The sequence below is a fragment of the Haloplanus sp. CK5-1 genome, from assembly GCF_037201915.1.
Classification (GTDB): domain Archaea; phylum Halobacteriota; class Halobacteria; order Halobacteriales; family Haloferacaceae; genus Haloplanus; species Haloplanus salilacus.
This window is the reverse complement of sequence record NZ_CP147505.1, coordinates 1,959,836-1,983,328: the sequence shown is the minus strand read 5'-3', so window position 1 is coordinate 1,983,328 and position 23,493 is coordinate 1,959,836. Positions and strand designations below refer to the sequence as shown.

At 69.2% G+C, this 23,493-nt stretch carries 26 protein-coding genes and 1 tRNA gene; 13 read left to right on the top strand and 14 right to left on the bottom strand.

Going from position 1 to position 23,493, the window contains the following annotated elements:
• The first annotated feature begins 76 nt into the window (after nucleotides 1-76).
• Both NBT81_RS10515 and NBT81_RS10510 read left to right on the top strand, forming a co-directional pair.
• On the top strand, nucleotides 77-196 hold the full coding sequence (locus NBT81_RS10515; protein ID WP_338738278.1) for an HVO_2523 family zinc finger protein: 120 nt from the start codon (nucleotides 77-79) through the stop codon (nucleotides 194-196).
• A gap of 66 nt (nucleotides 197-262) precedes the next feature.
• The gene (locus tag NBT81_RS10510; RefSeq protein ID WP_338738276.1) at nucleotides 263-1,288 is read left to right on the top strand and encodes a phytoene/squalene synthase family protein; all 1,026 of its coding nucleotides are present in this window, start codon (nucleotides 263-265) and stop codon (nucleotides 1,286-1,288) included.
• Here NBT81_RS10510 and cruF read toward each other — a convergent pair.
• The 6 genes from cruF to NBT81_RS10480 all read right to left on the bottom strand — a co-directional run bounded on the left by cruF (nucleotide 1,285) and on the right by NBT81_RS10480 (nucleotide 6,704).
• Nucleotides 1,285-2,139, bottom strand: coding sequence for a bisanhydrobacterioruberin hydratase (cruF, locus tag NBT81_RS10505; protein WP_338738274.1), 855 nt, complete (start codon nucleotides 2,137-2,139; stop codon nucleotides 1,285-1,287). The genes NBT81_RS10510 and cruF overlap by 4 nt on opposite strands.
• Nucleotides 2,132-2,974: a prenyltransferase gene (locus NBT81_RS10500; protein ID WP_338738272.1), complete on the bottom strand. Its 843-nt coding sequence runs from the start codon at nucleotides 2,972-2,974 to the stop codon at nucleotides 2,132-2,134. The genes cruF and NBT81_RS10500 overlap by 8 nt, the downstream gene beginning before the upstream one ends.
• Nucleotides 2,971-4,473 (bottom strand): phytoene desaturase family protein, encoded by a 1,503-nt coding sequence (locus NBT81_RS10495; RefSeq protein WP_338738270.1) that lies wholly within the window; start codon nucleotides 4,471-4,473, stop codon nucleotides 2,971-2,973. The genes NBT81_RS10500 and NBT81_RS10495 overlap by 4 nt, the downstream gene beginning before the upstream one ends.
• Before the next feature lie 108 nt (nucleotides 4,474-4,581).
• Entirely contained in the window at nucleotides 4,582-6,000 is a 1,419-nt protein-coding gene (locus NBT81_RS10490) for an FAD-dependent oxidoreductase (protein ID WP_338738268.1), read from the bottom strand.
• Between the two features lie 70 nt (nucleotides 6,001-6,070).
• Nucleotides 6,071-6,520 (bottom strand): hypothetical protein, encoded by a 450-nt coding sequence (locus NBT81_RS10485; protein ID WP_338738266.1) that lies wholly within the window; start codon nucleotides 6,518-6,520, stop codon nucleotides 6,071-6,073.
• Between the two features lie 49 nt (nucleotides 6,521-6,569).
• On the bottom strand, nucleotides 6,570-6,704 hold the full coding sequence (locus NBT81_RS10480) for a hypothetical protein (RefSeq protein ID WP_338738264.1): 135 nt from the start codon (nucleotides 6,702-6,704) through the stop codon (nucleotides 6,570-6,572).
• 139 nt (nucleotides 6,705-6,843) lie between these two features.
• On the opposite strand from NBT81_RS10480, the gene NBT81_RS10475 reads away from it, so the two are divergent.
• Nucleotides 6,844-7,521 (top strand): SDR family oxidoreductase, encoded by a 678-nt coding sequence (locus NBT81_RS10475; RefSeq protein WP_338738262.1) that lies wholly within the window; start codon nucleotides 6,844-6,846, stop codon nucleotides 7,519-7,521.
• A gap of 66 nt (nucleotides 7,522-7,587) precedes the next feature.
• Nucleotides 7,588-8,409 (top strand): ZIP family metal transporter, encoded by an 822-nt coding sequence (locus NBT81_RS10470; protein ID WP_338738260.1) that lies wholly within the window; start codon nucleotides 7,588-7,590, stop codon nucleotides 8,407-8,409.
• Here the strand turns inward: NBT81_RS10470 and NBT81_RS10465 are convergent.
• From NBT81_RS10465 to NBT81_RS10455, 3 genes are all read right to left on the bottom strand, one after another.
• Entirely contained in the window at nucleotides 8,406-8,693 is a 288-nt protein-coding gene (locus NBT81_RS10465) for a hypothetical protein (protein WP_338738258.1), read from the bottom strand. The two genes, NBT81_RS10470 and NBT81_RS10465, sit on opposite strands and share 4 nt — an antisense overlap.
• Entirely contained in the window at nucleotides 8,690-9,703 is a 1,014-nt protein-coding gene (locus NBT81_RS10460; protein WP_338738256.1) for a DUF7490 domain-containing protein, read from the bottom strand. Before NBT81_RS10460 ends, NBT81_RS10465 begins: the two co-directional genes overlap by 4 nt.
• A gap of 65 nt (nucleotides 9,704-9,768) precedes the next feature.
• Complete coding sequence (locus NBT81_RS10455) at nucleotides 9,769-11,013, bottom strand: TIGR00300 family protein (RefSeq protein ID WP_338738254.1); 1,245 nt, start codon at nucleotides 11,011-11,013, stop codon at nucleotides 9,769-9,771.
• A gap of 96 nt (nucleotides 11,014-11,109) precedes the next feature.
• On the opposite strand from NBT81_RS10455, the gene NBT81_RS10450 reads away from it, so the two are divergent.
• Together NBT81_RS10450 and NBT81_RS10445 are read left to right on the top strand one after the other, a co-directional pair.
• Nucleotides 11,110-11,799: a DUF1405 domain-containing protein gene (locus NBT81_RS10450; protein ID WP_338738252.1), complete on the top strand. Its 690-nt coding sequence runs from the start codon at nucleotides 11,110-11,112 to the stop codon at nucleotides 11,797-11,799.
• Nucleotides 11,796-12,371 carry a DNA-3-methyladenine glycosylase 2 family protein gene (locus NBT81_RS10445; RefSeq protein WP_338738250.1) on the top strand — a complete coding sequence of 192 codons (576 nt, stop codon included), beginning with the start codon at nucleotides 11,796-11,798 and terminating at the stop codon, nucleotides 12,369-12,371. Before NBT81_RS10450 ends, NBT81_RS10445 begins: the two co-directional genes overlap by 4 nt.
• Here the strand turns inward: NBT81_RS10445 and NBT81_RS10440 are convergent.
• Nucleotides 12,359-13,459: a hemolysin family protein gene (locus NBT81_RS10440; RefSeq protein WP_338738248.1), complete on the bottom strand. Its 1,101-nt coding sequence runs from the start codon at nucleotides 13,457-13,459 to the stop codon at nucleotides 12,359-12,361. The two genes, NBT81_RS10445 and NBT81_RS10440, sit on opposite strands and share 13 nt — an antisense overlap.
• Nucleotides 13,460-13,502: 43 nt before the next feature.
• Nucleotides 13,503-14,855: a RimK family alpha-L-glutamate ligase gene (locus NBT81_RS10435; RefSeq protein ID WP_338738246.1), complete on the bottom strand. Its 1,353-nt coding sequence runs from the start codon at nucleotides 14,853-14,855 to the stop codon at nucleotides 13,503-13,505.
• Between the two features lie 124 nt (nucleotides 14,856-14,979).
• On the opposite strand from NBT81_RS10435, the gene gpmI reads away from it, so the two are divergent.
• Entirely contained in the window at nucleotides 14,980-16,494 is a 1,515-nt protein-coding gene (gene gpmI / locus NBT81_RS10430; protein WP_338738244.1) for a 2,3-bisphosphoglycerate-independent phosphoglycerate mutase, read from the top strand.
• 7 nt (nucleotides 16,495-16,501) lie between these two features.
• Here the strand turns inward: gpmI and NBT81_RS10425 are convergent, their stop codons facing one another.
• Nucleotides 16,502-17,134: a VTT domain-containing protein gene (locus tag NBT81_RS10425; protein ID WP_338738242.1), complete on the bottom strand. Its 633-nt coding sequence runs from the start codon at nucleotides 17,132-17,134 to the stop codon at nucleotides 16,502-16,504.
• A gap of 57 nt (nucleotides 17,135-17,191) precedes the next feature.
• Between NBT81_RS10425 and NBT81_RS10420 the strand changes: the two genes are divergently transcribed.
• On the top strand, nucleotides 17,192-17,590 hold the full coding sequence (locus NBT81_RS10420; RefSeq protein WP_338738240.1) for a DUF5830 family protein: 399 nt from the start codon (nucleotides 17,192-17,194) through the stop codon (nucleotides 17,588-17,590).
• Here NBT81_RS10420 and NBT81_RS10415 read toward each other — a convergent pair.
• Nucleotides 17,587-18,663 (bottom strand): DUF7115 domain-containing protein, encoded by a 1,077-nt coding sequence (locus NBT81_RS10415; RefSeq protein WP_338738238.1) that lies wholly within the window; start codon nucleotides 18,661-18,663, stop codon nucleotides 17,587-17,589. The two genes, NBT81_RS10420 and NBT81_RS10415, sit on opposite strands and share 4 nt — an antisense overlap.
• A 93-nt stretch (nucleotides 18,664-18,756) precedes the next feature.
• On the opposite strand from NBT81_RS10415, the gene NBT81_RS10410 reads away from it, so the two are divergent.
• Nucleotides 18,757-19,527 carry a hypothetical protein gene (locus NBT81_RS10410; RefSeq protein ID WP_338738236.1) on the top strand — a complete coding sequence of 257 codons (771 nt, stop codon included), beginning with the start codon at nucleotides 18,757-18,759 and terminating at the stop codon, nucleotides 19,525-19,527.
• 120 nt (nucleotides 19,528-19,647) lie between these two features.
• A tRNA-Met gene (locus NBT81_RS10405) sits at nucleotides 19,648-19,806 on the top strand.
• A gap of 281 nt (nucleotides 19,807-20,087) precedes the next feature.
• On the opposite strand, the gene NBT81_RS10400 is transcribed toward NBT81_RS10405, so the two are convergent.
• Entirely contained in the window at nucleotides 20,088-20,915 is an 828-nt protein-coding gene (locus NBT81_RS10400; RefSeq protein ID WP_338738234.1) for a hypothetical protein, read from the bottom strand.
• 470 nt (nucleotides 20,916-21,385) lie between these two features.
• On the opposite strand from NBT81_RS10400, the gene NBT81_RS10395 reads away from it, so the two are divergent.
• Genes NBT81_RS10395 through NBT81_RS10385 form a run of 3 tightly spaced genes read left to right on the top strand, consistent with a single transcriptional unit; the run spans nucleotide 21,386 to nucleotide 23,491 of the window.
• Complete coding sequence (locus NBT81_RS10395; protein ID WP_338738232.1) at nucleotides 21,386-21,616, top strand: AbrB/MazE/SpoVT family DNA-binding domain-containing protein; 231 nt, start codon at nucleotides 21,386-21,388, stop codon at nucleotides 21,614-21,616.
• A complete protein-coding gene (locus NBT81_RS10390) occupies nucleotides 21,617-21,991 on the top strand; it encodes a PIN domain-containing protein (RefSeq protein WP_338738230.1) in 375 nt (124 codons plus the stop codon).
• 42 nt (nucleotides 21,992-22,033) lie between these two features.
• Complete coding sequence (locus tag NBT81_RS10385) at nucleotides 22,034-23,491, top strand: replication factor C large subunit (protein ID WP_338738228.1); 1,458 nt, start codon at nucleotides 22,034-22,036, stop codon at nucleotides 23,489-23,491.
• The last annotated feature ends 2 nt before the right edge of the window (nucleotides 23,492-23,493 follow it).

Genomic DNA, 23,493 nt, shown 5'->3' with positions numbered 1-23,493 from the left:
AGCCGAGGTTCAAATCCCGACACCGCTTCCGATGCCGGCGGAACAGTCATGTCGGTCCGGGACGATCGTATCGTATATGTCAGTGTCAGGTGGGCGCCCCTGTCCACGCTGCGAGACGGCGATGAACCGCCGTCACTGCAAGTACGTCTGTCCGAACCACGGCGTCGTCTACGACTGCAGCGACACGTTCTGGTGAGATGAACGGGTACGCACACGTCGTCAACGGCCGCCCCGCCACGGCACACCGTCGGGAGGGTCAGCCGTGGTGACCGACGACGGCGTCTCACAGGGCAAGGAGATACAGCGGCGGACGGGGACGACGTTCCACTTCGCCACCCGACTCCTCCCCACACGCATCCGCGAGGCCACCTACGTCCTCTACGCGTTCTTCCGGGTGGCCGACGAGGTGGTCGACGACGCAGAGGGGGTGCCACCGGACGAACAGCGGAGGGAACTCGAACGGCTCCGCGCGGCGGCGCTGGGCGAGGAGCCACGCTCCTCGAAGAGCGAGAGCGAGGAGCCACGCTCCTCGGCAAACCAGAGCCAGTCGGCGGCGGACGACCCGGTCCTCGCTGCCTTCGCGGAGATGCGCGACCGACACGGCATCGACGACGCCGACGTCCACGCGTTCGTCGACGCGATGCTGACGGACGTGACGAAGGAACGGTACGAGTCCTACGAGGAACTCCGGGCGTACATGGACGGCTCCGCGGCCGCAGTCGGGCGGATGATGACGGCGGTGATGGACCCCGAAGCGTACGAGGAGGCACTCCCCCACGCGACGGCGCTCGGCGAGGCGTTCCAACTGACGAACTTCCTCCGGGACGTCGGTGAAGACGCCGTCGAACGCGACCGGATCTACCTCCCGGCGACGACGCTCGAAGAGTACGGCGTCGACCCCGAAGCGATCCTCGATTTGGAGTACTCCGAGGCCTTCGCCGACGCGATGCGCCACGAGATGCAGCGGACCGAGGGGCTGTACCAGGACGGCGTGGCGGGCATCCAGTACCTCCCCGAGGACTGCCAGTTCGCAGTGACGCTCGCGGCGGTGCTGTACGCCGACCACCACCGACTCATCCGCGAGCGCGAGTTCGACGTGCTGAGCGCGACGCCCGAACTCTCGACGGGGCGGAAGGTGTCGCTGCTCGTCCGCACCGCGCTCAACTGGGCCGTGCTCCGGGACCCCGAAGCGGTGTTCTACCGTGTCGGCGCGGTGCCGGCGAGCGCCCCAACCGGGACGGGGCCGGAGGCCGAGACGAGCCTCCTCGACTGGTTGCCCACCCGCTAAGGTCGGAACGGCGTCGAGTCGAATCGGTCGGTCCACAGGAGTCCGAGCCCGAACAGCGCCGCGAGAGCGACGGGGAGGGCGTTGCCGAACCACGCGTTGATACCACCCCAGAGCAGGACGAAAGAGACGAGATCGTCGAGCATGAACGGACACAGATCCAGACGGTCGAGGAGCGCAGTCCGGTCGAGCACTCGGTCGAGGACGAGGACCGAGAGGGTCGCCGATCCCACCCACCCGAGGAAGTTCGAGCGCGGGACGCCGTAGAACGCACCGCCGTTGGCGTACGTCCAGAACCCGAGCGCCACCGCACCGGGGTCGAGAACGAGGTCCATCAGCACCACCGTGGCGACGACGACGGGGAGGCGGACGGCGACGCGTCCCGCGCGGTCACCGAGGAGAAGCAGACAGAGCAGGTAGCCGTTCAGTACGAGCGGAAGGAAGAAGACAGGGAGCGCGAGCGGAATCCCGCCGACCGTCGGGCCGAGGTCGACGGTGTAGTGGAACTCGCCGTACGGCCACCCGGTGGTGACGCCGACGTACTCGACGGCGTAGGCGTACGCACAGAGGCCGGCGACGCCGACTGCCGCCCGCCAGTCGAGGAGCGGTCCGACGCCCACGAGCAGCGGCGCGCGCATCACCAGGACGCCCGCGAGCACGAGCCACGGGTTGAACGCGAGCGGCGCCGGGAGGAGTCCCTCGGCGCTCGCGACGAGGAGGACGGCACCCACGGCGGGGAAGACGACGGCGATAGTGAAGCGGTTCTCGCGGACGAGGGCGTCGAGTCGAGCCTGAACGACGTCGCGGGTCGGGCTGGTCGCCACAGCGCGACGTTCTAGGCCGTCGTCAGCCATGGACGAGCCTCCAGAGCCCGCCCATGGTGAACAGCGCACCGACGACGGTGTTGACCGCGGGGTACCACCAATACGCCCGGGCGACGTCGACTGACGACCGCGCGACGAGGACGACGCCGACGGGATAGAGCGCGAGGAGCACGCCGAGACGGGGGTCGAGCAGGCCGAATGCGACGGCGGCGGCCGTCCAACAGCCCGCACAGTAGGCGTACGTCCACCCCTCGCCGAGGCGGGTCGCAGTCGTCTCGATACCCGCCCGGCGGTCGGGGTCGATGTCGGGAATCGCGGAGAAGGTGTGCATCGCCATCGCCCACAGCCAGCCGCCGACGACGGCGAGGGCGGGAGGGTTGGTTCCCGCGACGGCGGCGTAGGCGGCGACACCCGGGAGGACGTACAGGCCGTTCGAGAGCGAGTCGAGTGGCGGCCGGGTCTTCAGGCGGGCAGGCGGGGCACTGTAGGCCACGCCCAGGACGACGAATCCGGCGAGCCACGGCCACGCCAGCGGTGGCGTCAGCGCGGTGGGGACGAGAACGAGGAGCGCGCTCGCGACGACGGCGGCGGGGATCAGGGGGTCGCCGCCGTACCGCACCTCGCGCTCGTCTTTCTTGGGGTTCAGCCCGTCGATGTCGGCGTCGAACACGTCGTTGACGCCGTACAGCAGGACGTTCGCGGGGACGAGGAAGTACGCGGCGAGCGTTAGGGTCGGCGGCGTGAACAGGTCGGCCGTCGTGGACGCGGCGTAGGCGACGCCGACGGCGACGGGGCCGGCGAGGTAGAGCCAGAACCGCGGCCGCGAGCAGACGACCAGGTAGCGGAGCCGACCGTCGAGGGTCATGAGCGTTCGCGGGCCATCGTCTCCGCCGTCAGTCGGCCGCTGATGAGACACATGGGGACACCGATGCCGGGCGTGGTGTACGATCCGGTGAAGTAGAGGCCGTCGACCTCGCTCGAGGCGTGGGGCGGGCGGAGGAGCGAGGTCTGTCTCAGGGTGTGTGCGAGGCCGAGTGCGGTCCCCTGCGTGCTGTTGTACCGATCGGCGAACTCGGAGACGGAGAAGCACTCCTCGAAGACGATGCGGTCCCGGAGGTCGACGCCGGTGTGGTCGGCGATGTCGTCCAGCACCAGGTCGCGGAACCGCTCGCGGCGCTCGGGCGTGTCGTCCAGTCCCGGCGCGAGGGGGACGAGTGCGAAGAGGTTGCTGTGGCCGTCGGGGGCGACGGTGTCGTCGGTCTCGGAGGGGACACAGAGGTAGTAGGCCGGGTCCTCGGGCCACGCCGGGTCGCCGAAGATAGTCTCGAAGTGATCGTCCCAGTCCGTGGGCAGGACGAGCGTGTGGTGAGCGAGCGGCTCCACGTCGCCCTCGACGCCGAGATAGAGGAGGAAGGCGGAGGGGGCGTAGGTGCGCGAGTCCCAGTAGTCGGCGTCGTACTGGCGGTCCTCGGGGCGGAGCAACTCCTGTTCGGTGTGGGCGTAGTCGGCGTCGGAGACCACCTCGTCGGGGAAGAACTCGCGGCCGTCCTCAGTGCGGACGGCGAATCCACCCTCGCGGCCCCTGATCTCCGCGACCGGATGATCGACCCGGAAGTCGACGCCGAGTTCTTCGGCCATCGCGACCACGCCGTCGACGACGCTTCCCATACCTCCTTCGGGGTAGTAGACACCGAGGTTGAAGTCGACGTGGCTCATCAGGTTGTAGAGCGCGGGCGTGTTGTTGGGTGCACCACCCAAGAACACGAGCGAGTACTGGACGATCTGTTGGAGTTTGGGGTGCTCGAAGTACTCTTCGACGTGGTCCTGCATCGTCCCCAGTAGCGAGAGGCCGCGGGCGTACCGCAGGACGTCGAGGTCGACGTAGTCCCGCAGGCGCGGGCGGTCCTCGTAGACGAAGTGTTCCATCCCCACGTCGTAGGTGTAGGCGGCCCGGTCGAGGTAGTCGTCGAGTGCCGCGCCCGCGCCGGGTTCGTACGACTCGAACAGGTCGCGATTTTCGTCCATGTCGGGGACGAGGTCGGCCCGGTCGCCGTCCTTGAAGAAGATGCGGTAGTGGGGGTCGAGGCGTTCGAGGGTGTAGTACTGGTCCGGTCGGCGGCCGAAGTCGCCGAAGAAGTCCTCGAACACGTCGGGCATGAGATACCAAGAGGGCCCCATATCGAAGCGGAACCCGTCGGCGTGGAGACGGCTCGCCCGGCCGCCGAGTTGTTCGTTCTTCTCGAGGACGGTCACGTCCGCGCCGGCGTCGGCGAGGTAGCAGGCCGTCGAGAGACCACCGAAGCCGCTCCCGACGACGACGACCGACCGACCGTCGGCGTCTCCGACCGGCGGACTGGCAGACATGGCTCCCCGTACGAACGTGATCCGTATATACTACCCGGCACTGACGGGGTCGGTGTCCGATCTCCGGGACGGGCGGCAGGTGTGGCGACCGAGCGGTCACCGCGAACGTCAGTCGTCGAGCCGACCGCCGAGCACCTTCGCGGCGACGAGGACGGGGTCCCACACCGGGCTGAACGGCGGTGCGTAGGCCAGATCCAACCGTTCGAGGTCACCGACCGTCATGTCGGCCTCGATGGCCGTCGCCAGCGTGTCGATCCGGATCGCCGCGCGGTCGCGGCCGACGATGCTCCCCCCGAGGACGCGTTCGGTCGTCCGATCGGCGACGAGCGTGACGACCGTGTCGTCGCCGCCGGGGTAGTAACTCGACCGCGACCCCGCGGTGATCGTCTCGGTCATGGGGTCGAAGCCCGCTTCCGTGGCCGCCTCGGGGACCAATCCGACGCGGCCACACTCCAAGTCGAACGCCTTCACGACCGCAGTCCCGGCCACGTCGCCGACGGGCGTCGGATCGCCGGCGACCGTCGCACCGATGGCCCGTCCGGCGCGGTTGGCCGTCAGCCCGAGCGGGACCCACGCCTCCTCGCCGGTGACGGCGTGGCGTGCCGTCGCCACGTCGCCCGCGGCGTAGATTCCCGGAACCGAGGTCCGCCCGTACGCGTCGGTTCGGATCGCCCCCGCCGAGCCTCGGCCGACCCCGGTGCCGTCGAGGACACTCGCGTTCGGTTCGATGCCGACGCCGAGGACCGCCAGACCGAACGGGTAGCGCTCACCTCCCGCCACGACCGCCTCGACACGATCCTCGCCCTCGATTCGATCGACCGGCCGACCGGCGTGGACGGTCACGCCCCGGGCCTCGAGGTGGGACGCGACCCGCTCCCCGACTGCCTCCCCGAACGGCGCGAGGAGGTGGTCGGAGCGCTGGAACAGGTGGACGTCGAGGTCACGGGCGGCGAGCGCCTCGGCCATCTCGACGCCGACGTAGCCACCGCCGACGATGGCCGCCCGTGCAGGCGGGTCGAGCGCGGCGTTGTGTTCGACCAGCGCTTCGTCGACGGGGCCGTCGCCGAGGCGGGCGCGGTCGTAGTCGTCCGGCGGCGAGAGGTAGGCGTCGAGGGCGGCCGCGCTGTCGAGGCCGTGGATCGTGAAGACGCCGTCGCGGCCGGCGTCGAACGGGCCGGTCGTCGCGCTCGCGCCCGTCGCGACGAGCAACTCGTCGTAGGACAGCTCGTACCGCTCGCCGTCGGTTCGGACCGTCACCGTCCGGTCGTCGGGGTCGACAGCCACCGCCTCGTGGCCCCGTCGGAGGTCGATCCCCCGCTCCTCGATGTCCGCCGGCGAGAGCGACAGGAGGTCGGTCAGCCGGCCGACGGAGCCCTCGACGAAGTAGGGGAGGCCACAGTGGGCATACGAGACCCACCGCCCGCGTTCGAGGACGACGACCTCCCGGTCGGATTCGCGTCGGAACTTGCTCGCTGCGCTCAGACCGGCGGCGTCGCCGCCGCCGACGACGAACGGATCGCGTGCCATGCCCGTCCTTCGATGCTGTCGGGCAAAAGAGTGTGCCGCGTTCCCACGAGCCGCGCGCTGCCGGCGGCGGTCAGTCCTCGCGGTAGTAGAGAACCCCGAGGAGGCTGGCGAGGGCCGTCTCGCTGACGAGGGCGAGGAACTCGACGGGGCCAGCGAAGACGTGTGCGACCAGGTAGGCGAGCGTCGAGCCGTGGTGGTGGGTGCCGGGACCGACGATCAGGAGCGGTCGGTGGCCGCCCACGTGCCAGGCGAAGTAGCCGACGACGTAGACGATCATCAACCCCACACCAGCGGCGTAGAGGGGTCGGCGGTCGACGCCGGCGATGGCGGCGACCAGACCGGCCACGATGGCGACACCCGAGAGGACGAAAAGCGGCCAGCGGACGTCCGGCGGGACGATGATCCCGCCCGCGAGGTAGGTGAGCCAGTTGCTGACGCCGAGCGCCAAGTGGATGACGGCGACCAGGATGACGAGATGGGCCGCGACGACGTGGAGCGGATCGAACGCGCGGAGGGTCATCTAGCAGTGGGAGGTCGGCGAAGGGCAAAACGGTCACGAAACGGCGGCGTCAGAAGCGACCGCGACGGCGGAACAGCCGTCTGAAAAACCGTTCGACTGGACCGGGTTCGGTCGACCTGATCGAAACGCCGGGGAGGTAGTAGTCGGTGTCGGTACGCTCGTCGGAGTCGGTGTATCGGCTCATACCTCCGATTCGAGACGGGAGGGCTTAAAAATTCTGAAATTAATTTGGTGTATCGCAAATAAACGACCGTGATTGAGAAACGGTCACAGGGTTCACGACCCGTCCTGTCTTTCATACTCGTGGCACCCGAACGACGCGTATGGACGGGACGAACGCCGTGGTGACGGGAGCAAGTCGTGGAATCGGTGCGAGCGTCGTCCGTCGGTTCGTCGACGAGGGAGCACACGTTACGTGCTGTGCCCGGACGCTGGAGGAAGTGGAGGCCGTGGCCGGCGGCGTCGACGGGGCGACCGCAGTCCGAGCCGACGTGCGCGACGAGGACGACGTGGAGCGACTGATGGAGACGGGCGCCCACGGGGGCGACATCGATGTGGTGGTGGCGAACGCCGCGATCTCCCGTGGCGACCCGGGGGAGAGTCCGCTCGACGAGGCGTCGTACGCCGCGTTCGACGACACGATGCGGACGAACGTCCGGGGCGTCTTCGCGACGATCAGGGAAGCGTTGCCCCACCTCGCCGCCGACGGTCGGATCCTCGTCCCGTCGGGATCGGTCGCCCGCGAGGCGACACCGGGCATGGGGCCGTACGCCGTCTCGAAGGCGGGCGCGGAGGCGCTGGTTCGGGGGTTCTCGGCCGACATCGAGCAACCGGTGGGTGTCGTCGACCCCGGCTACGTGGCCACGGGACTGAGCGGCGGGAAGGGTCGTGACCCCGACGACGTCGCGCCGATGTTCGTGTGGGCGGCCCGCGACGTCGACGCCGGCGCCGTCGACGGGGAAATTCTCGACCTGCGGGCGTGGAAGCGAGCGACCCGGTAGGACGGCGACCGACGGCCGGCTCACCGAATCGAACGTATTATTAACTTCTATTATTTTGTTGTTAATATGATCCAACGCTCGCATCTCGGCGTCGCCGCGACGGGGCTACTCGTGGCGCTGTCCGTACTGGCCGCGAGGGTGAACGCCTGGAAACTGCTCGGCATCTCGTGGGTCGCCTTCCTCGCCATGGCCGGTGGCGTCGCACTCGGACGGCGGTCGCCCGGCGATCGCCCGTGGGCGCTCGTGTGGGGGTACGGGCTTGCGAGCGGCGCGATGGTGACGAGTGCCGCGGTGTTTCTCGTGCCACAGGCCATCGCCCACGATCCGAACTTCGGTGGCTTCGGCGTCGCCTTCGGCCTCCTGGCCGGGTTCGCCGGCCACACGGTCGGGCACCGCCTCGCCCACCACGACCTGCCGATGGGCCGTACGACCGCGGCGCTGTCGGCACACGCCTTCGCCGCAGGGGTCATAATCGGCATCGTCTACGGGAACATGCCCGACCTCGGGCCGATCCTCGGCCTCGCCATCGTCTCGCACAAGGGACCGGCGGGGTACGCAGCGGCCCGACGACTCGTCTCGAACGGTCGGGAGCCGACGGCACTGCTCGTCCCCGCCGCCGGCGTCGGCATCGCCGCCATCCTCTCGAGTCTGATCGATCTGCCGGCCGCGCCGTCCGTCCGGGGCGTCGTCTTCGGCTTCGCCGCCGGTATCTTCCTCCACGTCGCCATGGACTTCCTGCCCCAGTGCGAACTCGGGAGCGAGGTCCACGAGCTACTGACGGTGAGCGGCGACGCCCACGCCCTGCTTGACCGACTCCGGGTCCACGGCGTCCTCAGCACGGCGCTCGGCGGCGTCGCGGTGTTTCTCGCGTGGGTCGTCGTCACCTAGCCGTACAGCCGTCGGAGCTGGTAGGAGATACCGAGCCCCGCCGCCAGCAACACGACGAGGTTGAACGCCGCCTGAAAGAGCGAGCGGTACTCGCTGGCGACCCACGTCGTGATGGCGTTCGAAACGCTGAAGTACAGCCGGATCACGGCGACGAGGGCGAGCAGTCCCAACACGAGGAGGACGGCGTAGTTGGCGTAGCGCCGGACGCGCACACCGGTGTCGGTATCGCTACTGTCGTCGTCGGAGCCTGTGCTCGGTTCGGTGTCGGTGGTGGTCTCGCTCATTGACTCTTCCTCCGGACGAGTAGCGCAGCGGCGACGAGGGCCGCGAGGGCGACGGCGACGCCGAAGCCGGGGCCGGCGCTCGACGTCGGTTGACCCGTCGCTTCGGGAACGGGCCGGTCGCCGGAGCCACCGTCGCCGCGGGTGAAGTCGCCGACGCGCAGTTCCACGTCCTGTCGGGTCTCGTTGACGCTGATCGTCTCCGAGGGATCGAGGTTCGCGGCCCCGCGTGCGGTGTCGACGACGACGCCGTCCTTCCAGAGCACGGCGTCGATGTAGTAGTTGTACCCCGACGGAACCGTCAGCCGGGTGTCGACCGTCTCCGTCCGGCCGGGACGCACCGACTCGACGGGGACGGTCGTCCGGTTGGCGACGATGTTCGAGTCGGCCTGCCGGAGGGTCAGCGTGACCTCCAGGTCCTCGGGCTGGTCGTCGCCCCCGTTGGTCAAGGCGGCCTGCATGGCGAGGGTGGTCCGCTCGTCGTCCGTCTCGGCGACCGAGAAGGAAATCGGCGGGAGGGCCTCCCGGTCGGCGAACGCGACGGCGCTCCGCGCGTAGGCGGGCTGGAGCGCCTCCAACCCGCGGAGTTCGCGTGCCCCGCTGTCGACGCGCTCCCCGTCGCGGTAGGCGACCGCCCGGACGCGATAGCCACCCTCGCGGGGAACGGTCAAGTTCGTCGACACGGCCGTCTCCCCCTCGGCGGTCAGGTCACCGACATCGACCGATCGCCCCGTCTCGACGAGCCCCGACTCCGCGTCGACGGCCTGCACCCGCAGGCTGACGTTCCGTGCGGGTGGCCCGCGGTGTGAGAGGCGGGTCTCCACGTTCAAGACGACCGTATCCCCCGTCACGTCGCCGGCCGAGAGGTCCATGTCGGCGATGTCGACCGGGCCGGGACGGACCGGCCGGTCGTCGGTCGGGTCCGCGAGCGCGCCGGGGACCAGCACGGCGGCGACGACGGCGACGACGACGACGCCGACCACACCGCCGGCCAGCGCTGTTTCGCGACGCATACCCAGGACGACTCCGGGTGACGGCAAAGGCTTTGGGGAGGCTCAAACGGCGGTTTGTGCCTCGTTCAGGCCGCGTCGTCCTCGTCGAGCAACTTCTCGGCCAGCGTCGGAACGAACGTACCGATGTCGGTCACCATACCGATGGCCTGCGAACTCCCGCGGTCGAGCAGTTGGGTCACCGTCGCGGGGTTGATGTCGACACAGACCACCTTCGTCGTCGACGGGAGGCAGTTCCCCACCGCGACCGAGTGCAGCAGCGTCGCCAGCATCAACACCATGTCGGCCTCGTGGGCTTGCTCCCTGATGGCGTTCTGGGCCTCGACGGAGTCGGTGATGGTGTCGGGAAGTGGTCCGTCGTCGCGGATCGATCCCGCGAGGACGTACGGCACGTCGTTGGAGACACACTCGTACATCACACCCTCCTCGACCAGTCCCTCCTCGACGGCCTCCTCGATGCCACCCGCCCGGATCACCTCGCTGATCGTGTAGATGTGGTGTTTGTGTCCCTGTCGAGGGTGTTCGAGCGTCTCCATGTCCATCCCCAGCGAGGTGCCGTAGATGCCGCGTTCGAGGTCGTGGACGGCGAACCCGTTGCCGGCGCTGATCATGTCGACGTACTCCTCCCGGACGAGGCGCGCGAGTTCGTCGCCCGCACCCGAGTGGATCAGCGCCGGCCCACACACCGCGAGCACCGTCCCGCCCTCGCGTTTGGTCTCGGCGATGGCCTCTGCGACCTGTTCGATGAGCGACTCCGAGGGCCGTTCGCTGGAGACGCCACCCTGCATGAACCCGAAGGGGCCGGAGGCGTCCCGGGGGCGTTCGGGGGGTTGGACACGGATCCCCGCCTCGCCCGTCACCACGAGGTCGCCCTCGTTGATGGCGTTCAGCACCTTCGTGTGCGCCCGGGGGCCGTCCGGACCGTCGGGGTCGACCACGATGGCGCAGTCCATCTCCACGTCCTCGACGGGGATCCACTCCCCCTCGTAGCGCACCTGCGTCGGGTGGTTGGTCGTCGAGTAGAAGCCCATGGGAACCACTTGGTCGGCGGGCGCGGGATCCAGGGTCGCGTCCGAGGGGTCCGAGAGGTTCGCCCCGTTCTGGTGGAGCTCGTGGAGGATCGACCGGAGGGTGTCCTCGTCGTCGGCCTGCACCCGCATCCGGCAGTACGACACCTCGTCCTTGTGGCGGCCGATGTCGAACTCCTCGACTTCGAAGGAGCCGCCCATGTCCATCACGATACCGAAACACCGCTGCATCATCCCCGAGTCGATGATGTGCCCTTCCAGTTCGACCGTACGCGTGGCAGTCATTACCGGGAAAACGGGCGACCGGGGTATCAGAGTTGTGGGTGTCGACCGCGACGTGACGCGACAGGCTTTACCCCCGACCGGCCCTCGTCACGACCGATGGTTTCCGTCCCGTTCGACGGCGGACGCTACGTGGAGCACTACCTCGGCAACCCGGCCAGTCTCTCGGTCCTCCTGGTCGCCAACGGGACTGCCTTCCTCGTCGGCGTGAGCTTCTACGTCCACTCCGACCCCTCGCTCGCGGCGCTTCCGTCGATCCTCTACCCGCTCTTCGCCGACTCGCCGACCGCCATCGCGCTGGCGACGCTGTCCATCGCGACGCTTCTCCCCAACCTCCGGCGGCGGGTCCGGAACGCCCCGGTGAACGTTCCGCTCGCCTACCTCCACACCTTCGCGTTCGTCTGGCTCCTCAAGTACGGCCTCTGGACCGTCGTGGCGCTGACCCTCCGGCCCGACCTCTACGTCGGCTTCACTGGGGCCGCCCTGTGGGACTACTGGGGCATCGTCCTCACCCACCTCCTGTTCGTCGTCGAGGCCTTCGCCATCCCTCACTACGGACGGACGACCGACCGAGCGCTGAAAGTCGCCCTCGGCGCCCTCCTCGTGAACGACGTCTTCGACTACGCGCTGGGCTACCACCCGCCGCTCCGGTACGACCCCGGTCTCCTCTTGCCCCTGGCGACCGTCGTGCTGTCGGTTCTCGCCGTCGGCGTCGCGAGTCGCGTCTTCGACCGCCTCGGTCGAGTCGATCCGCTGGCTCCCGGACCGGGGTCGGGAGGGGCCGAATGAGCGACTGGCGGCGCGTCCTCCGGACCGATCCCGTGATGGCCGACCTGATGGAGACCCACGGCGAGGTGTCGCTCACCCTCGCGGACGACCCGTTCCGCCGTCTCGTCGTGAGCATCATCAACCAGCAGGTGTCGACCGCGAGCGCCGAGGCGATCCGAGAGCGCGCGTTCGACCTGCTGGGCGAGGTGACCCCCGAAACCGTCCTCGACGCCGACCGGGAGGCGCTCCGTGACGCCGGCCTGTCGGGCACAAAAGTCGACTACCTCCGGAACGCCGCGGCGGCGTTCCGCGATCTCGACCTCTCCCGGACCGCCTTCGACGGGCGATCGGACGAGGCGGTGGTCGAGGCGCTGACCGAGATAACGGGGGTCGGTCGGTGGACCGCGGAGATGTGCTGCATGTTCGCGCTGGGCCGCGAGGACGTCCTTCCCCTCGGCGACCTCGCCGTCCGGCGGGGACTCGAAGACCTGTACGACTGTGACTCCCGGGAGGCGATGCGGTCGGTCGCGGAGACGTGGCGACCGTACCGGTCCTACGCCACGCTGTACGTCTGGGCACACTACGAGGCGTGAGCGTCGCCGTCGGCTCCGACCTCCTCTCCCGCCCCGCCCCACGCCCGATCCAGCGGGTCGTCGAGTTCGCCCATCACGGCTTCGAGGGCGTCGGTCGCGGTTACCAGTCCGGCCACCTCACCGTCACCGATAACGAGGGCGAGTTCCTGCTCCTCGGCCTGGAACTGGTCGAAGGCGTCGCTGACGCTCGTGTCGGTCGACAGGGTCATCGGCGGCGCGGCGATGGCCTCGAACGTCGTCTCGCCGGCCTCGAGGTCGTCGATGTGGGTCAGGATCGAGGGGACGTAGACGATGCCGCGGAAGTCGGTCGGCTCCTCGCCGATCAGGGGAAAGCGGGTGTGGGGCGTCTCCCTGATCGTCTCCAGGTTCCCCTCGACCGACGCCGTCGTCGAGAGCGCGATCACGTCGTCGGCGTCGGTCATGATCTCCTCGACAGGGGTCTCGTCGACTGCCAGGGCGTTGAGCACTTCTTCGCGGCGCTCCTCGGGCAGGTCGCCCCGATCGAGCAGGGAGGTGAGGCGGGTCCGGAGGTCGGCCCGGGACTCGATGACCTGCTCTTCGGTTTCGAGCCACGCCCCCGTCATCTCGATGCCGAAGAGTTTGAGCGTCGCCTTGGCGACGGTGTCGCCGACGCGCATCACCGGCGAGATGAGCCACGCGAACCAGTACATCGGCCGCGCGCCGTACCGACAGACGAACTTCGAGCGCTCGACGCCGAGGTACGTCGGCGTCTGCTCGCCGTGGGTCAGGTGGACGAGGTTGATGATCGCGTACGCGATCAAGGTCCCGGCCCCGACACCCGCGAGGGCTCCCCCGGTGAAGACGGGGTCGAACAGCGCCGCCAGCGCCGGTTCGGCGATGATGCCGACGGCGATACTGGTGGCGGTGATCCCCACCTGACAGCTCGTGAGGTAGATCTCCAGGTCCTGGGTCATCTCCCACGCCCGGCGCAGCGCCGGGGTGTCGAACTCGGATTCGGGGTACTGCCGCACGCGGGTGAGCGCGAACTCGATGGCGACGAAAAAGCCGTTCGCGAGGATGAGCAGGACGCCGGCGAGGAGGCGGAGACTGATCTCCAGCGGAGTCATCGGCGGCGTCTACCGCGGGCCGGGTGAAAACGTCTGCGACCGCTCACTCCTCCAGAATCTCTCCCTCCGGCCTGTCGTCGGCGTCGTCCGAGCGCCGACGCACGTCGACGCAGTAGTGTTCGAGGACGTCCCGTCCCAACAATAGGGGGTAGTCCATGTGGCTCCGGTCCTCGACACTCGCGGTGACGGTGTGTTGAGTGCCGCCGATGCCGAGGACCAGGTCGACCACCGGACGGGCCTTCCCCGACTTGACGCTCCCCGACTTGACGCGAGTCATGCTCTTGATCGGTCCCGCACCGATTTCGGCGGCGAGTCCGGTGTCGATGCTGGTCCGGGTCGCGCCGGTGTCCGATTTCCCCTTGACCTGGGCCGACCCGCTGGTGCCGCTGGCGACGACGTCCTCGATGTAGCCGATGACGGGAAGATCCTCCCGTTCGGGCGGCGTGATCCGTGGCATGCACGACGGCGTCGAGTCGTCGAGCGTCGCGGCAAGGTCGCGAACCCGGTCGTCGTCGACCGCTCCGCCGGCGCGTTCGATGGCGAGTTTCGCGATGTGGGGTGCGGGGCTGATGCCAGTCGCCTGGTGCAGCCCTTTGAACCCCGCCGTGGGGTTGACCTCGAGGACGAACCAGCCGTCGTCACCCTCGATGAGGTCGACGCCGGCGTAGTCCAGACCCATAACTTCGGTCGTGTACAGCGCCGTCTCGGCGGCCGCCTCGGGGAGGTCGTCGCTCGCGTCGGCAACGTCGCCACCGAGCGCGACGTTGGTCCGCCAGTCACCCTCCGGCGCGTACCGGTACATGGCTCCGACGATCTCGTCGTCGACGACGTACACCCGGAGGTCGCGGTGGCTGTCCGGATCGCGCTCGACCAGTTCCTGGAGGAACGCCTGCCGGGTGCCGACCCGCGGGTTGACGGGGTCGGTGAGGTCGACCTTCCACGTGCCGCCCCCGTGGGTGCCGATGGCGGTCTTGTAGACGGCCACGTCGCCGAAGCGCTCGCGGCCGGCGTTGAGTCCCTCGTTCGACAGCGCGAGGAAGGCGTCGGGGACGCGCACGTTCCAGTCCGCGAGCGTCGCCGCCGTCGCGAACTTGTGGATGGCGGTCAACACCGCGTCCGGTTCGTTCAACATCGGCCGGATGCGCTCGAACGTCGTCGCCAGACCGAGCAGTTCGGCGGGGTCGCCCGTCGTCGAGAGCAACAGACGGTTGGCGACCACGTCCACGTCCGGGTCGACCGTCACCTCGCTGTCCTCGATGGAGACGGCGGTGTTCTCCCGGCGGAGCCACACCGGGTCGTGGCCCAGGTCCTCGACGGCGTTCAGAATCGCCTTCGTCTCCTTGCTGTTGTGTAGCGACAGTACACCGACCCGGATGCCGTTTGGCTCGCTCGTCATGGGTTACGTTCCCGACACGTGATCATATGAATATCGGTGGCCCGGTCGTCGGGGCGAATCGACGAGCGTGACGGCTCTCTCACGATCCAACAGGTAGATAACCGACCGAGCCGTCGGCTCCGGCATGGACGCCGCGCTGGTCATCCTCGACGGCTGGGGGCTGGACGGTCCCGGCCGCAACGCCGTCTCGGCCGCGGACACGCCGCGTTTCGACCGCTATCTCGCCACCGGGGCGTCGGGCACGCTCGACGTCTCCGGACGTCGGGTCGGCCTCCCCGAGGGGCAGATGGGCAACAGCGAGGTTGGCCACCTCAACATCGGCGCCGGCCGCGTCGTCACCCAGCCGCTTGCCCATATCGACGACGCCATCGCGGACGGCTCCTTCTTCGAGAACGAAGCGCTCCGCGGGGCCGTCGAAAGCGTCGCCCAGACGGGCGGCCGCCTCCACCTGCTGGGGTTGGTCAGCGCGGGCGGGGTCCACGCCCACCAGCGACACTGCCACGCCCTGATCGACCTCGCCGCCCGCCACGATGTCGAGGCGGTGACTCACGCCTTCACCGACGGGCGCGACACGCCGCCGACCGCGGGTGCCGACGCCCTCGCGGACCTGGAGGCGGTCGTCGACGACCACGGCACCGGCGACGTGGCGACGGTGACCGGCCGGTACTACGCGATGGACCGCGACGGGAACTGGGAGCGGACGAAACGCGCCTACGACGCGGTCGTCGACCGCGAGGCCGACCACGTCGCCCCGACGGCCGTCGACGCCGTCGAGGCCGCCTACGACCGCGACGAGACCGACGAGTTCGTCGAACCGACGCTGATCGAGGGCGGTCCGGCCCCGCAGGACGGCGACGCCGCCGTCTTCGTCAACTTCCGAGCCGACCGCGCCCGACAACTCGTCCGGATGCTGACCGACTTCGATCGCGAGTGGAAGTTCGACACCGACCCGCCGGAGGTCCACCTCGTCACGATGACCGCGTACGACGAGCGGTTCGACCTCCCCGTCGCCTTCCCGCCACTCGACCTCCCCGACACCCTCGGTGAGACGCTCTCGCGGGCGGGAAAGACCCAGCTTCGGATCGCCGAATCCGAGAAGTACGCCCACGTCACCTACTTCCTCAACGGCGGTCGGGAGGTGGAGTTCGAGGGCGAACGGCGTCGGATCGTCGAGAGTCCGGACGTCCCGACCTACGACCGCAGACCGGAGATGAGCGCCGCCGCGGTGACCGACGCCGCCATCGATCACATCGATCACGACGACCCGGACGTGCTGGTGTTGAACTACGCCAACCCGGACATGGTCGGCCACACGGGCGAGTTCGAGGCGGCAGTCGAGGCCGTCGAAGCGGTCGACGTCCAACTCGGCCGGCTCGTCGACGCCGTCCACGCGGCCGGTGGCCACGTCCTCCTCACCGCCGATCACGGCAACGCCGACGACATGGGGACGGTCGACGACCCTCACACCGCCCACACCGCCAACCCGGTGCCGATCGTCTACCTCGCACCCGGGGCTGACCCCTCGGGCGGCCGCCGGATCCGGTCCGGCGGCTCGCTGTGTGACGTGGCACCGACCGTCCTCGAACTCGTCGGCGTCGGCGAGCCGGCGGCGATGACGGGCGAGTCGCTGCTCGACTGACCGTCGATCACTCCGCCGTGACGACGAGACGGTACACCGGGCCGGCGAAGGCGAGGGTCGCGAGCAGCGCCGCCCCGACGACGACGCCAGGCTCCATCGCGGCGCCGAGCGACGCCCGCTCCAACCCACCGAGCGAGTCGCCGGCGACGACGCCGACGGCGACCCACGGAACCTCGCCGACGGCCGTCCCGAGGGCGAAGGCCCGAAGCGGGACGCCGGCGACGCCCGCACCCGCCGACACCACGTCCGAAGGGAGCGGGAGGAGTCGACTGCCGGCGACGCTCCGGAGGTCGCCCGCCTCGGCGACCAGTCGCTCGCCGGCGGCGGCGATGCGGCCCGCCCCCGCGCCGCGCCCGGCCAGCCAGTACGGGGGGAGGCTGGTGACGACGACGAGGCCGAGCGCGAGCGGGAACCCCCACGGGCCGAGGCCGTAGCCGGCGACCACCGCGAGCAGCGTCGTCGGCCACGCGAACAGCGGCCGGACGACGGCAACGACGACGAGCGCGGCCGTCAGCCGGCCCGGGTCGGCGGCCAGCCACGCCAGGCGAGAGAGCGCCCACGACGGCGAGCGCGCCCACGCGAGCGTCGCGACGACGGCGACGAGCGCCACCCCCGTGAGGAGTCGCAGGCGACGGTCCATACACCCCGGTCGTCGCCCCCGGTCAAACGGTTTGTGTTCGCTCCCGTCGCGGGATTCATGGTCGCCCCCGTCGAACGGTCGGGCGTGACCGGGACGGGATCGACCGACGACCGCCTCGAACTCGCCCTTGACCTCCTCGCCAACCTCGAACGCGACGACCTGTCGCTGGCCGCCGTGGTCGACCGCATCGAGACGGTGACGACCGACCCGACGCTCACGCGGACGGTCCTCGACGAGGCCGAACTCCGGGGACTGATCGACCGCGAAGATGGCCGTATCCGGGTCCGGAGCGGGGGGTTCGTCCGCTTCGAGCGCGACGTCGTCGCCCGCGACGGCGAGTTCGAGTGTCGGCGCTGCGGGGCCGGGCTCTCGACCGGCCACTTCGTCCGGTTCGAATCGGGCGAACTCGGGCCGTTCGGCTCCTCCTGTGTGCGAAAAGTGCTCGGCCGCGACTAGCGCCCCTGTCGGAGCTCCTCGATCAGCCGCTCGATCGTCCGCCGCTGGCGGTCGAGCCGTTCGTTCTGTTCCTCGACCGCGTCGCGTAGGTCGGCGAGTTCCTGCGCGACCGCCGAGTCGTCGATCTCAGTGGCGGACTGGAAGCCGGAGTCGTCGAACCCGGACGGGTCACCGTCGCCGGACTGCGTACGGCCGGCCGAGGGGCGTGGTCCCTCGTCGTCGTCGGCCTGTGGCCGACGACCAGTGGAGTGTGGCCGGTCACCGTCGTCGCCCGCCCCCCCGATCGACCCCTCCGTCGCCTGTTCGCCGTTCCCTTCGTCGGTCGTCGGGTCGCCGGTTCCGAGCGGTTCCGGTCCCTCACCGAACGACACGCGGCCGTCGGTCCCGGATGCCGACCCCGATGCCACGTCCTCCGAGTCGGCCACCGTGTCGTCGGGCGTCGTGGCCGCACGGAGTCCATCCAGGTCGTCGACGCCGTGGTGGGTACACACCGCCGACACGAGAGACTCGCGGAGCGCACGCGCGCTGTTGTTGGGTGCCTTGAACCGCTCCTGTCGGCCGCCGACGGTGAGGACCACGCTGGTGGCGACGCTCCCCTCCTCGAAGTCGAGGTCGGTCACGTCGTCGAAGTGGTACTCGTCGTACTCCTCGTCCCAGACGGCCCCACCGATGTGGCGGACGAGTCGTGCGCTCGTGACGACGACCGTCAGTTCGCTGAACCGGAAGGTCTGCTTGATCGTCTCGCCGGGGTCGGTGATCCCCGCGGCGTTCAACACGCCGGCGAGCACCGGGTGCAACACCGAATCGAGGGTCTTCGTCGGCACCGTGAACGTACGCTCGCCGTCGAGACCGTAGTCGAGCGTGATCGTCGACTTGCGTCGACCCTCGTCGACCCCGACGTGTTCGGCCTCGTGGGGGAACTCCTCGACACTCTCGTCGGAGAGGAGTCCCTCCGCCCGGTAGACGAGCGTCCGCGTCGGCGTCACGAGCAGGCGGTCCTCGCCGCCGAGGCCGACGCTCGCGGCCACGGACTCGCCGTCGAGGCTGGACTGGACGATCTCCGGGTGACTCATGCGCGGAGTGTCCCCGTCGCGGGGCATAAATCCGGGGGGTGGAGCGGTCGGACAGGCTGTCGCTTTATTACCTATGCGCCTCTGGACCGACGTATGACCGGCGAAGACGACGGTGCGACGGACTCGCTGACCGATCGCATCCGACGAACCGTGACCGGCCCCACCGACGAGGAGCGGGCCAACAGCCTCGGCGAGACGGCCGAACGGTCGCCCGAGGCGCTGGGCCCGGACGAGGTCGCCGATCTCCGGGAGTTGCTCGGCCACGAGGACGGCGAGGTGGTCGGCGAGAGCCTCGGCGCCGTGGAGGAACTCGCGACCGAACGGCCCTCGGTCGCGGCGGAACTCGCACCGGACCTCGTCGCGGTCCTCACCAACCGACCCGCGGACGAGTGGAGTTCGACGACGCTGCGTGAGGTCGATCGAGCGTTCATGAACGACCTCCTCGCGGGGTCCGCACTGTTCGAACTCGCGAAGGCCGACCCCGAACACCTCGTGCCGGTCGTCGGCGACCTGGAGGAGCGGATGCTGGAAACCGACGGTCGACTCGAAGCGCACGCGCTGTTCGCGTTCGCCACCGTCGCTGCGAGCGACGTCGACGCGGACGTCGCCGTCCCGACGGAGGCGTTCGTCGACCCGGCCGCCCGGACGCTCCGCAGCAACGTCGACGCCGAGAGCGACGGCGACGATCCGTTCGAGGATGGGCTCTCGATCACGGTGGCGACGTCGGAGACGCTGGTCGGCCTGCTCGAAGCGTTCGGCGGCGACCGCGCGGTCAGCGCCCTGGAGTACGCCGCGGCGAACACGACCGACGACGACCTCTCGGCGGCCGCCACCGACGCTATCGAGTCGATAGAGGCACGGTAACGACCGCTCGCGCGACCGCGTCGGGGGCCGGCGCGACACCCGTCGCCGTCGGGGAGGTACGCCACGGGGCCGGACCGATATGGGAAGCTTCAAGGGTGGGATTTGCCTACGATGTACTGCGCCCGGGTGGCTTAGCTGGACATAGCGCCGCACTCATAGGGTATTCGAGCTTCGGTGCGGATACTCCTCGGCCTTGGAAGCCTCCGCCTCCCTCGGGGCCCGCCGAGCCTCGTAACCTGGGACATGCGGAGATCGTGGGTTCGGAGCCCACCCCGGGCACTTTTCGAACGACCACCGATCCTCGATAGCGGCGGGCAACCCCGACGGTCGGTCACGGCCCGATAGTCCGGAGTCGCGACTCGGGGCGAGTTCGAAGACCACGGAGAACACGGACGGAGAGGGTGCGCGTCGAGACCTGAACGGGGTTTCCAATCGGCCGCGGACATACCCATCCCGGCACGGCAGTCCGGTAGAGGGATCACACCCTGCGAGCCCTCGGTCCGGACGAGCACCCCACACCGGGATTACACGGGGTCGAACACGGCGGCGGGCCCGGCCACCTACGCGCCCCAGATTGCCCGCAACTCCCCCCGGTCCGTCGACTGCCCCCACGTCACCGACACGTCGTCGGCGGCCGTCCCCTCGGGGACGGCGTACACCAGATCCCCGCGCCGACCGCCGCGACCGGCGAGGCTGCCGTCCTCGTAGGGGTCGTCCGTCACCGACTGATCCATCTCGCGCTCGTCCCCGTCGACGTCGAGCGTGAACGTCGACGCCTCCGGGGTCGGCTGTACTTCCTGGCGCGAGTTGCGTACGTCGACGCGCATCACCGCCCACACCTGTCCGTCGGGGGCCGGCGTGCCGTCCTCGTCCGGATACGTCGACTCGAAACTCCCGCCGAGGATCGAGAGGAGCAGCCCGCTCGGCGTCGTGTAACTCTCGCCGAACGGGAGGCGTTTGGGAACCACGTCGGTACGCCACGTCTCGTCGATCGCGTCGAGTCGGAAGGAGACGGTCGACAGATACCGCAGCGTGAGGTCGGGGCTCTCCCACACGCCCGACTCGCCACCGTCGAGGGTCATGCTGACCTTCCCCCCCAACGCACGCCACTCGCCGTCGTCGACTTTCGTGCTCAACACGGAGGTGAACGTCCCGCGCCCGGAGCCGGCGTTTCGGACTCTAATAGCGAAGGAGAACGGATCGTTCAGTTCCACCTCGTCCGGCGCGTCGACGCCCTCGAACGCGAAGTCGGCCGATCCCGTCCCGGTCGGCGTCGGCGTCGGCGTCGGCGTCGGTGTCCCGGTCGCCTCGGATCGGGACGACCCACCGTTCGAACAGCCCGCGACGACGGCCATCCCGGCGGCACCGAGAAACGTACGACGATCCATGCCGGAGTCGTCCGCGCGGCCGACGTAAAGGAACCTCGGTTCGATGCCGGGCCGCCGCTCGCCGGCCGACGAGGAGTGAAAAGCAACCGCGGCCCCGAACGGCGATCGTCTCGCGTTCGAACTGGGGTGCCAGTTTGGTGGGGGGAAGTAGGCCGCGGTCACCCCGCCGTTGGGACGCCCATCCGATAAGGTTATGGTTCGATCGTGGACCGATTCCGGCGCTACTGCCCGAGAGCGGGCGCTTGATCGCTCCCCCGTACCGAGACATCCGCTCCGCAACCACTAAACGCGCTACACACCTTCGACCGGTAATGACCAACTGGACGGGGTAGTCAGCCAAATCGTGTGCATCTCGTGTGTACTGGCGACACCGCTCGTCCCCGACAGACGAGGCACGAGTCGAGACGATGTGATGGGTAGACCTATGATTCTGGGGAACTCTTTTTACTGTACCCATCGTACGACACAGCATGTCCGATGTGACGCTCGACGACCGGGGGCGTCTGACACTCCCGAAAGAGATGCGAGAGCGGCATGGAGACCGTTATCACATCGTCGAACTTCACGACGGAATCAAGCTGATTCCGGTCGCGGACGACCCCCTCGACGCGCTTCGAGACGAGTTCGCCGACATCGAGAAAACGGCCGGTGAACTCAGGGAACGAGCGCGCGAAGCGGCGGTAGACGAGGCCGGGCGCTGAATGTACGCCGAGACTGACTTCCTGCTCGCACTCATCAAGGATGAAGACTGGTTAGGCGAGGCGGCCGAGACGGTGTATCGAAACTACCGAGACGAACTGTGGACATCGCAGTTCACCCTCATCGAACTCCTGATGGTCGCCTACCGCGAGGAACGCGACACCGAGCGGGTGGTCACGAACGCCGCGAGTCTCGTCGACGTTCGCGGCGACGTGGATACCGTTGTTGCGGCGGCGATGTACGTCGAAGACCACGGGTTCACACCCTTCGACGCGCTTCATCTCGTCGAATCCGACGGCGCCACAATCGTCTCCAGCGATGGCGCGTACGAGGGGTTCGCTCCGCGACTCGACCTGAAAGGGTTGAGCGAGGAGTGACGCTCCGCAACCACTAAACGCACCTCGTACCACCTTCCAGTAATGACCGACTGGACGGAGAAGTACCGACCGTCGACGCTGTCGGCCGTCCGGGGGAACGACAAGGCACGCGACGCGCTGGCCGAGTGGGGAGAGACGTGGGACGACCACGGCGAGGCGGTCGTCGTCCACGGGCGTCCCGGCGTCGGCAAGACCTCCGCGGCACACGCGCTGGCGGCCGACATGGGGTGGGAGACGGTCGAACTCAACGCGTCCGACCAGCGCACCGCGGACGTGATCGAGCGGTTCGCCGGCCGGGCGTCGAAGAACGCGACCCTCGCCGGATCGACGGGGGCGGACGACACCGGCGGGCGACAACTGGTGATCCTCGACGAAGCCGACAACATCCACGGCAACTACGACCGCGGCGGCGCGAGCGCCATCACGCGCGTGGTCAAGGACGCCGATCAGCCGATCGTGTTGATCGCCAACGACTACTACGAGATGAGCCGGGGGTTGCGGAACGCGTGTCGGGAGATCGAGTTCCGGGACGTCTCCGCACGGTCGATCGTCCCGGTGCTGCGGAACATCTGTCGGCGCGAGGAGGTCGACTTCGACGCCGACGCACTGGACCGCATCGCGGAGGTGAACGACGGCGACCTGCGGTCGGCGGTCAACGACCTCCAGGCGGCAGCCGAGGCGGACCGCACGTTGACCGTCGACGACGTGGTGACGAGCGACCGCGACCGGAGTCTCGACGTCTTTCCCTTCCTCGACGCGGTATTGAAAGAGGAGTCGGCGGAGGAGGCGATTCAGTCGGCCTACCGCGTCGACGAGACACCGGACGACCTGACGAAGTGGGTCGCCGAGAACGCGCCGAAGGTGTACGACGGGGCGGAACTCGCCCGCGCGTACGACCACCTCGCGAACGCCGACCGGTGGCTGGGCCGGGTGCGCGCGAGCCAGGAGTACGGCTACTGGCGGTACGCGACCGACGCCCTCGCTGGCGGGGTGGCTGCCGCCCGCGACGGATCGAAGGGGGGATGGACCCGCTTCGCTCGCCCGCAGTTCTGGCCCTCGTCGGACGCGACGGCCGACAAGGTGGTCCAAGCGGTCGCCGAGCGCGGCGGGTTCAGCATCGCCACCGCGCGACGCGAGATACTCCCCTTCATCGCGGCGATGACACACCACTGCAAGCCCCGCGACCTGACCGTGGCGATGGCCGCCTACTACGACTTCGACGAGGCGGCTGTCTCCTTCGTCACCGGCAGTGGCGAGACGACGAACAAGGTGGCGTCCATCGTCGCCGACGCCGAGGAGTTGCGCGAGTCGGCGATGGTCGAGGAGTCGGGGGCGTTCGGCGGGCGGTCGACGCTCGGCGACGGGGAACGGGACGGAGACGCGCCGGCGGTCGACGGTGAGGGCGACGACCCGGCGGGGAGCGACGTCGAGTCCGATGCCGAAGACGACGCCGACGCCGACGAGGACGACGGCCAGGCCGGTCTCTCGGATTTCATGTAGCT

Excerpts from the sequence above, each read along its gene's own strand:
- NBT81_RS10445 (WP_338738250.1), top strand. The coding sequence starts at position 11,796 with ATGAGCGACTGGCGGCGCGTCCTCCGGACCGATCCCGTGATGGCCGAC.
- NBT81_RS10410 (WP_338738236.1), top strand. The coding sequence starts at position 18,757 with ATGACCGGCGAAGACGACGGTGCGACGGACTCGCTGACCGATCGCATC.
- cruF (WP_338738274.1), bottom strand. The coding sequence starts at position 2,139 with ATGGCTGACGACGGCCTAGAACGTCGCGCTGTGGCGACCAGCCCGACC.
- NBT81_RS10470 (WP_338738260.1), top strand. The coding sequence starts at position 7,588 with ATGATCCAACGCTCGCATCTCGGCGTCGCCGCGACGGGGCTACTCGTG.
- NBT81_RS10500 (WP_338738272.1), bottom strand. The coding sequence starts at position 2,974 with ATGACCCTCGACGGTCGGCTCCGCTACCTGGTCGTCTGCTCGCGGCCG.
- NBT81_RS10515 (WP_338738278.1), top strand. The coding sequence starts at position 77 with ATGTCAGTGTCAGGTGGGCGCCCCTGTCCACGCTGCGAGACGGCGATG.
- NBT81_RS10490 (WP_338738268.1), bottom strand. The coding sequence starts at position 6,000 with ATGGCACGCGATCCGTTCGTCGTCGGCGGCGGCGACGCCGCCGGTCTG.
- gpmI (WP_338738244.1), top strand. The coding sequence starts at position 14,980 with ATGGACGCCGCGCTGGTCATCCTCGACGGCTGGGGGCTGGACGGTCCC.
- NBT81_RS10480 (WP_338738264.1), bottom strand. The coding sequence starts at position 6,704 with ATGAGCCGATACACCGACTCCGACGAGCGTACCGACACCGACTACTAC.
- NBT81_RS10485 (WP_338738266.1), bottom strand. The coding sequence starts at position 6,520 with ATGACCCTCCGCGCGTTCGATCCGCTCCACGTCGTCGCGGCCCATCTC.
- NBT81_RS10495 (WP_338738270.1), bottom strand. The coding sequence starts at position 4,473 with ATGTCTGCCAGTCCGCCGGTCGGAGACGCCGACGGTCGGTCGGTCGTC.
- NBT81_RS10425 (WP_338738242.1), bottom strand. The coding sequence starts at position 17,134 with ATGGACCGTCGCCTGCGACTCCTCACGGGGGTGGCGCTCGTCGCCGTC.
- NBT81_RS10460 (WP_338738256.1), bottom strand. The coding sequence starts at position 9,703 with ATGCGTCGCGAAACAGCGCTGGCCGGCGGTGTGGTCGGCGTCGTCGTC.
- NBT81_RS10395 (WP_338738232.1), top strand. The coding sequence starts at position 21,386 with ATGTCCGATGTGACGCTCGACGACCGGGGGCGTCTGACACTCCCGAAA.
- NBT81_RS10390 (WP_338738230.1), top strand. The coding sequence starts at position 21,617 with ATGTACGCCGAGACTGACTTCCTGCTCGCACTCATCAAGGATGAAGAC.
- NBT81_RS10450 (WP_338738252.1), top strand. The coding sequence starts at position 11,110 with ATGGTTTCCGTCCCGTTCGACGGCGGACGCTACGTGGAGCACTACCTC.
- NBT81_RS10385 (WP_338738228.1), top strand. The coding sequence starts at position 22,034 with ATGACCGACTGGACGGAGAAGTACCGACCGTCGACGCTGTCGGCCGTC.
- NBT81_RS10435 (WP_338738246.1), bottom strand. The coding sequence starts at position 14,855 with ATGACGAGCGAGCCAAACGGCATCCGGGTCGGTGTACTGTCGCTACAC.
- NBT81_RS10465 (WP_338738258.1), bottom strand. The coding sequence starts at position 8,693 with ATGAGCGAGACCACCACCGACACCGAACCGAGCACAGGCTCCGACGAC.
- NBT81_RS10415 (WP_338738238.1), bottom strand. The coding sequence starts at position 18,663 with ATGAGTCACCCGGAGATCGTCCAGTCCAGCCTCGACGGCGAGTCCGTG.
- NBT81_RS10420 (WP_338738240.1), top strand. The coding sequence starts at position 17,192 with ATGGTCGCCCCCGTCGAACGGTCGGGCGTGACCGGGACGGGATCGACC.
- NBT81_RS10475 (WP_338738262.1), top strand. The coding sequence starts at position 6,844 with ATGGACGGGACGAACGCCGTGGTGACGGGAGCAAGTCGTGGAATCGGT.
- NBT81_RS10400 (WP_338738234.1), bottom strand. The coding sequence starts at position 20,915 with ATGGATCGTCGTACGTTTCTCGGTGCCGCCGGGATGGCCGTCGTCGCG.
- NBT81_RS10455 (WP_338738254.1), bottom strand. The coding sequence starts at position 11,013 with ATGACTGCCACGCGTACGGTCGAACTGGAAGGGCACATCATCGACTCG.
- NBT81_RS10440 (WP_338738248.1), bottom strand. The coding sequence starts at position 13,459 with ATGACTCCGCTGGAGATCAGTCTCCGCCTCCTCGCCGGCGTCCTGCTC.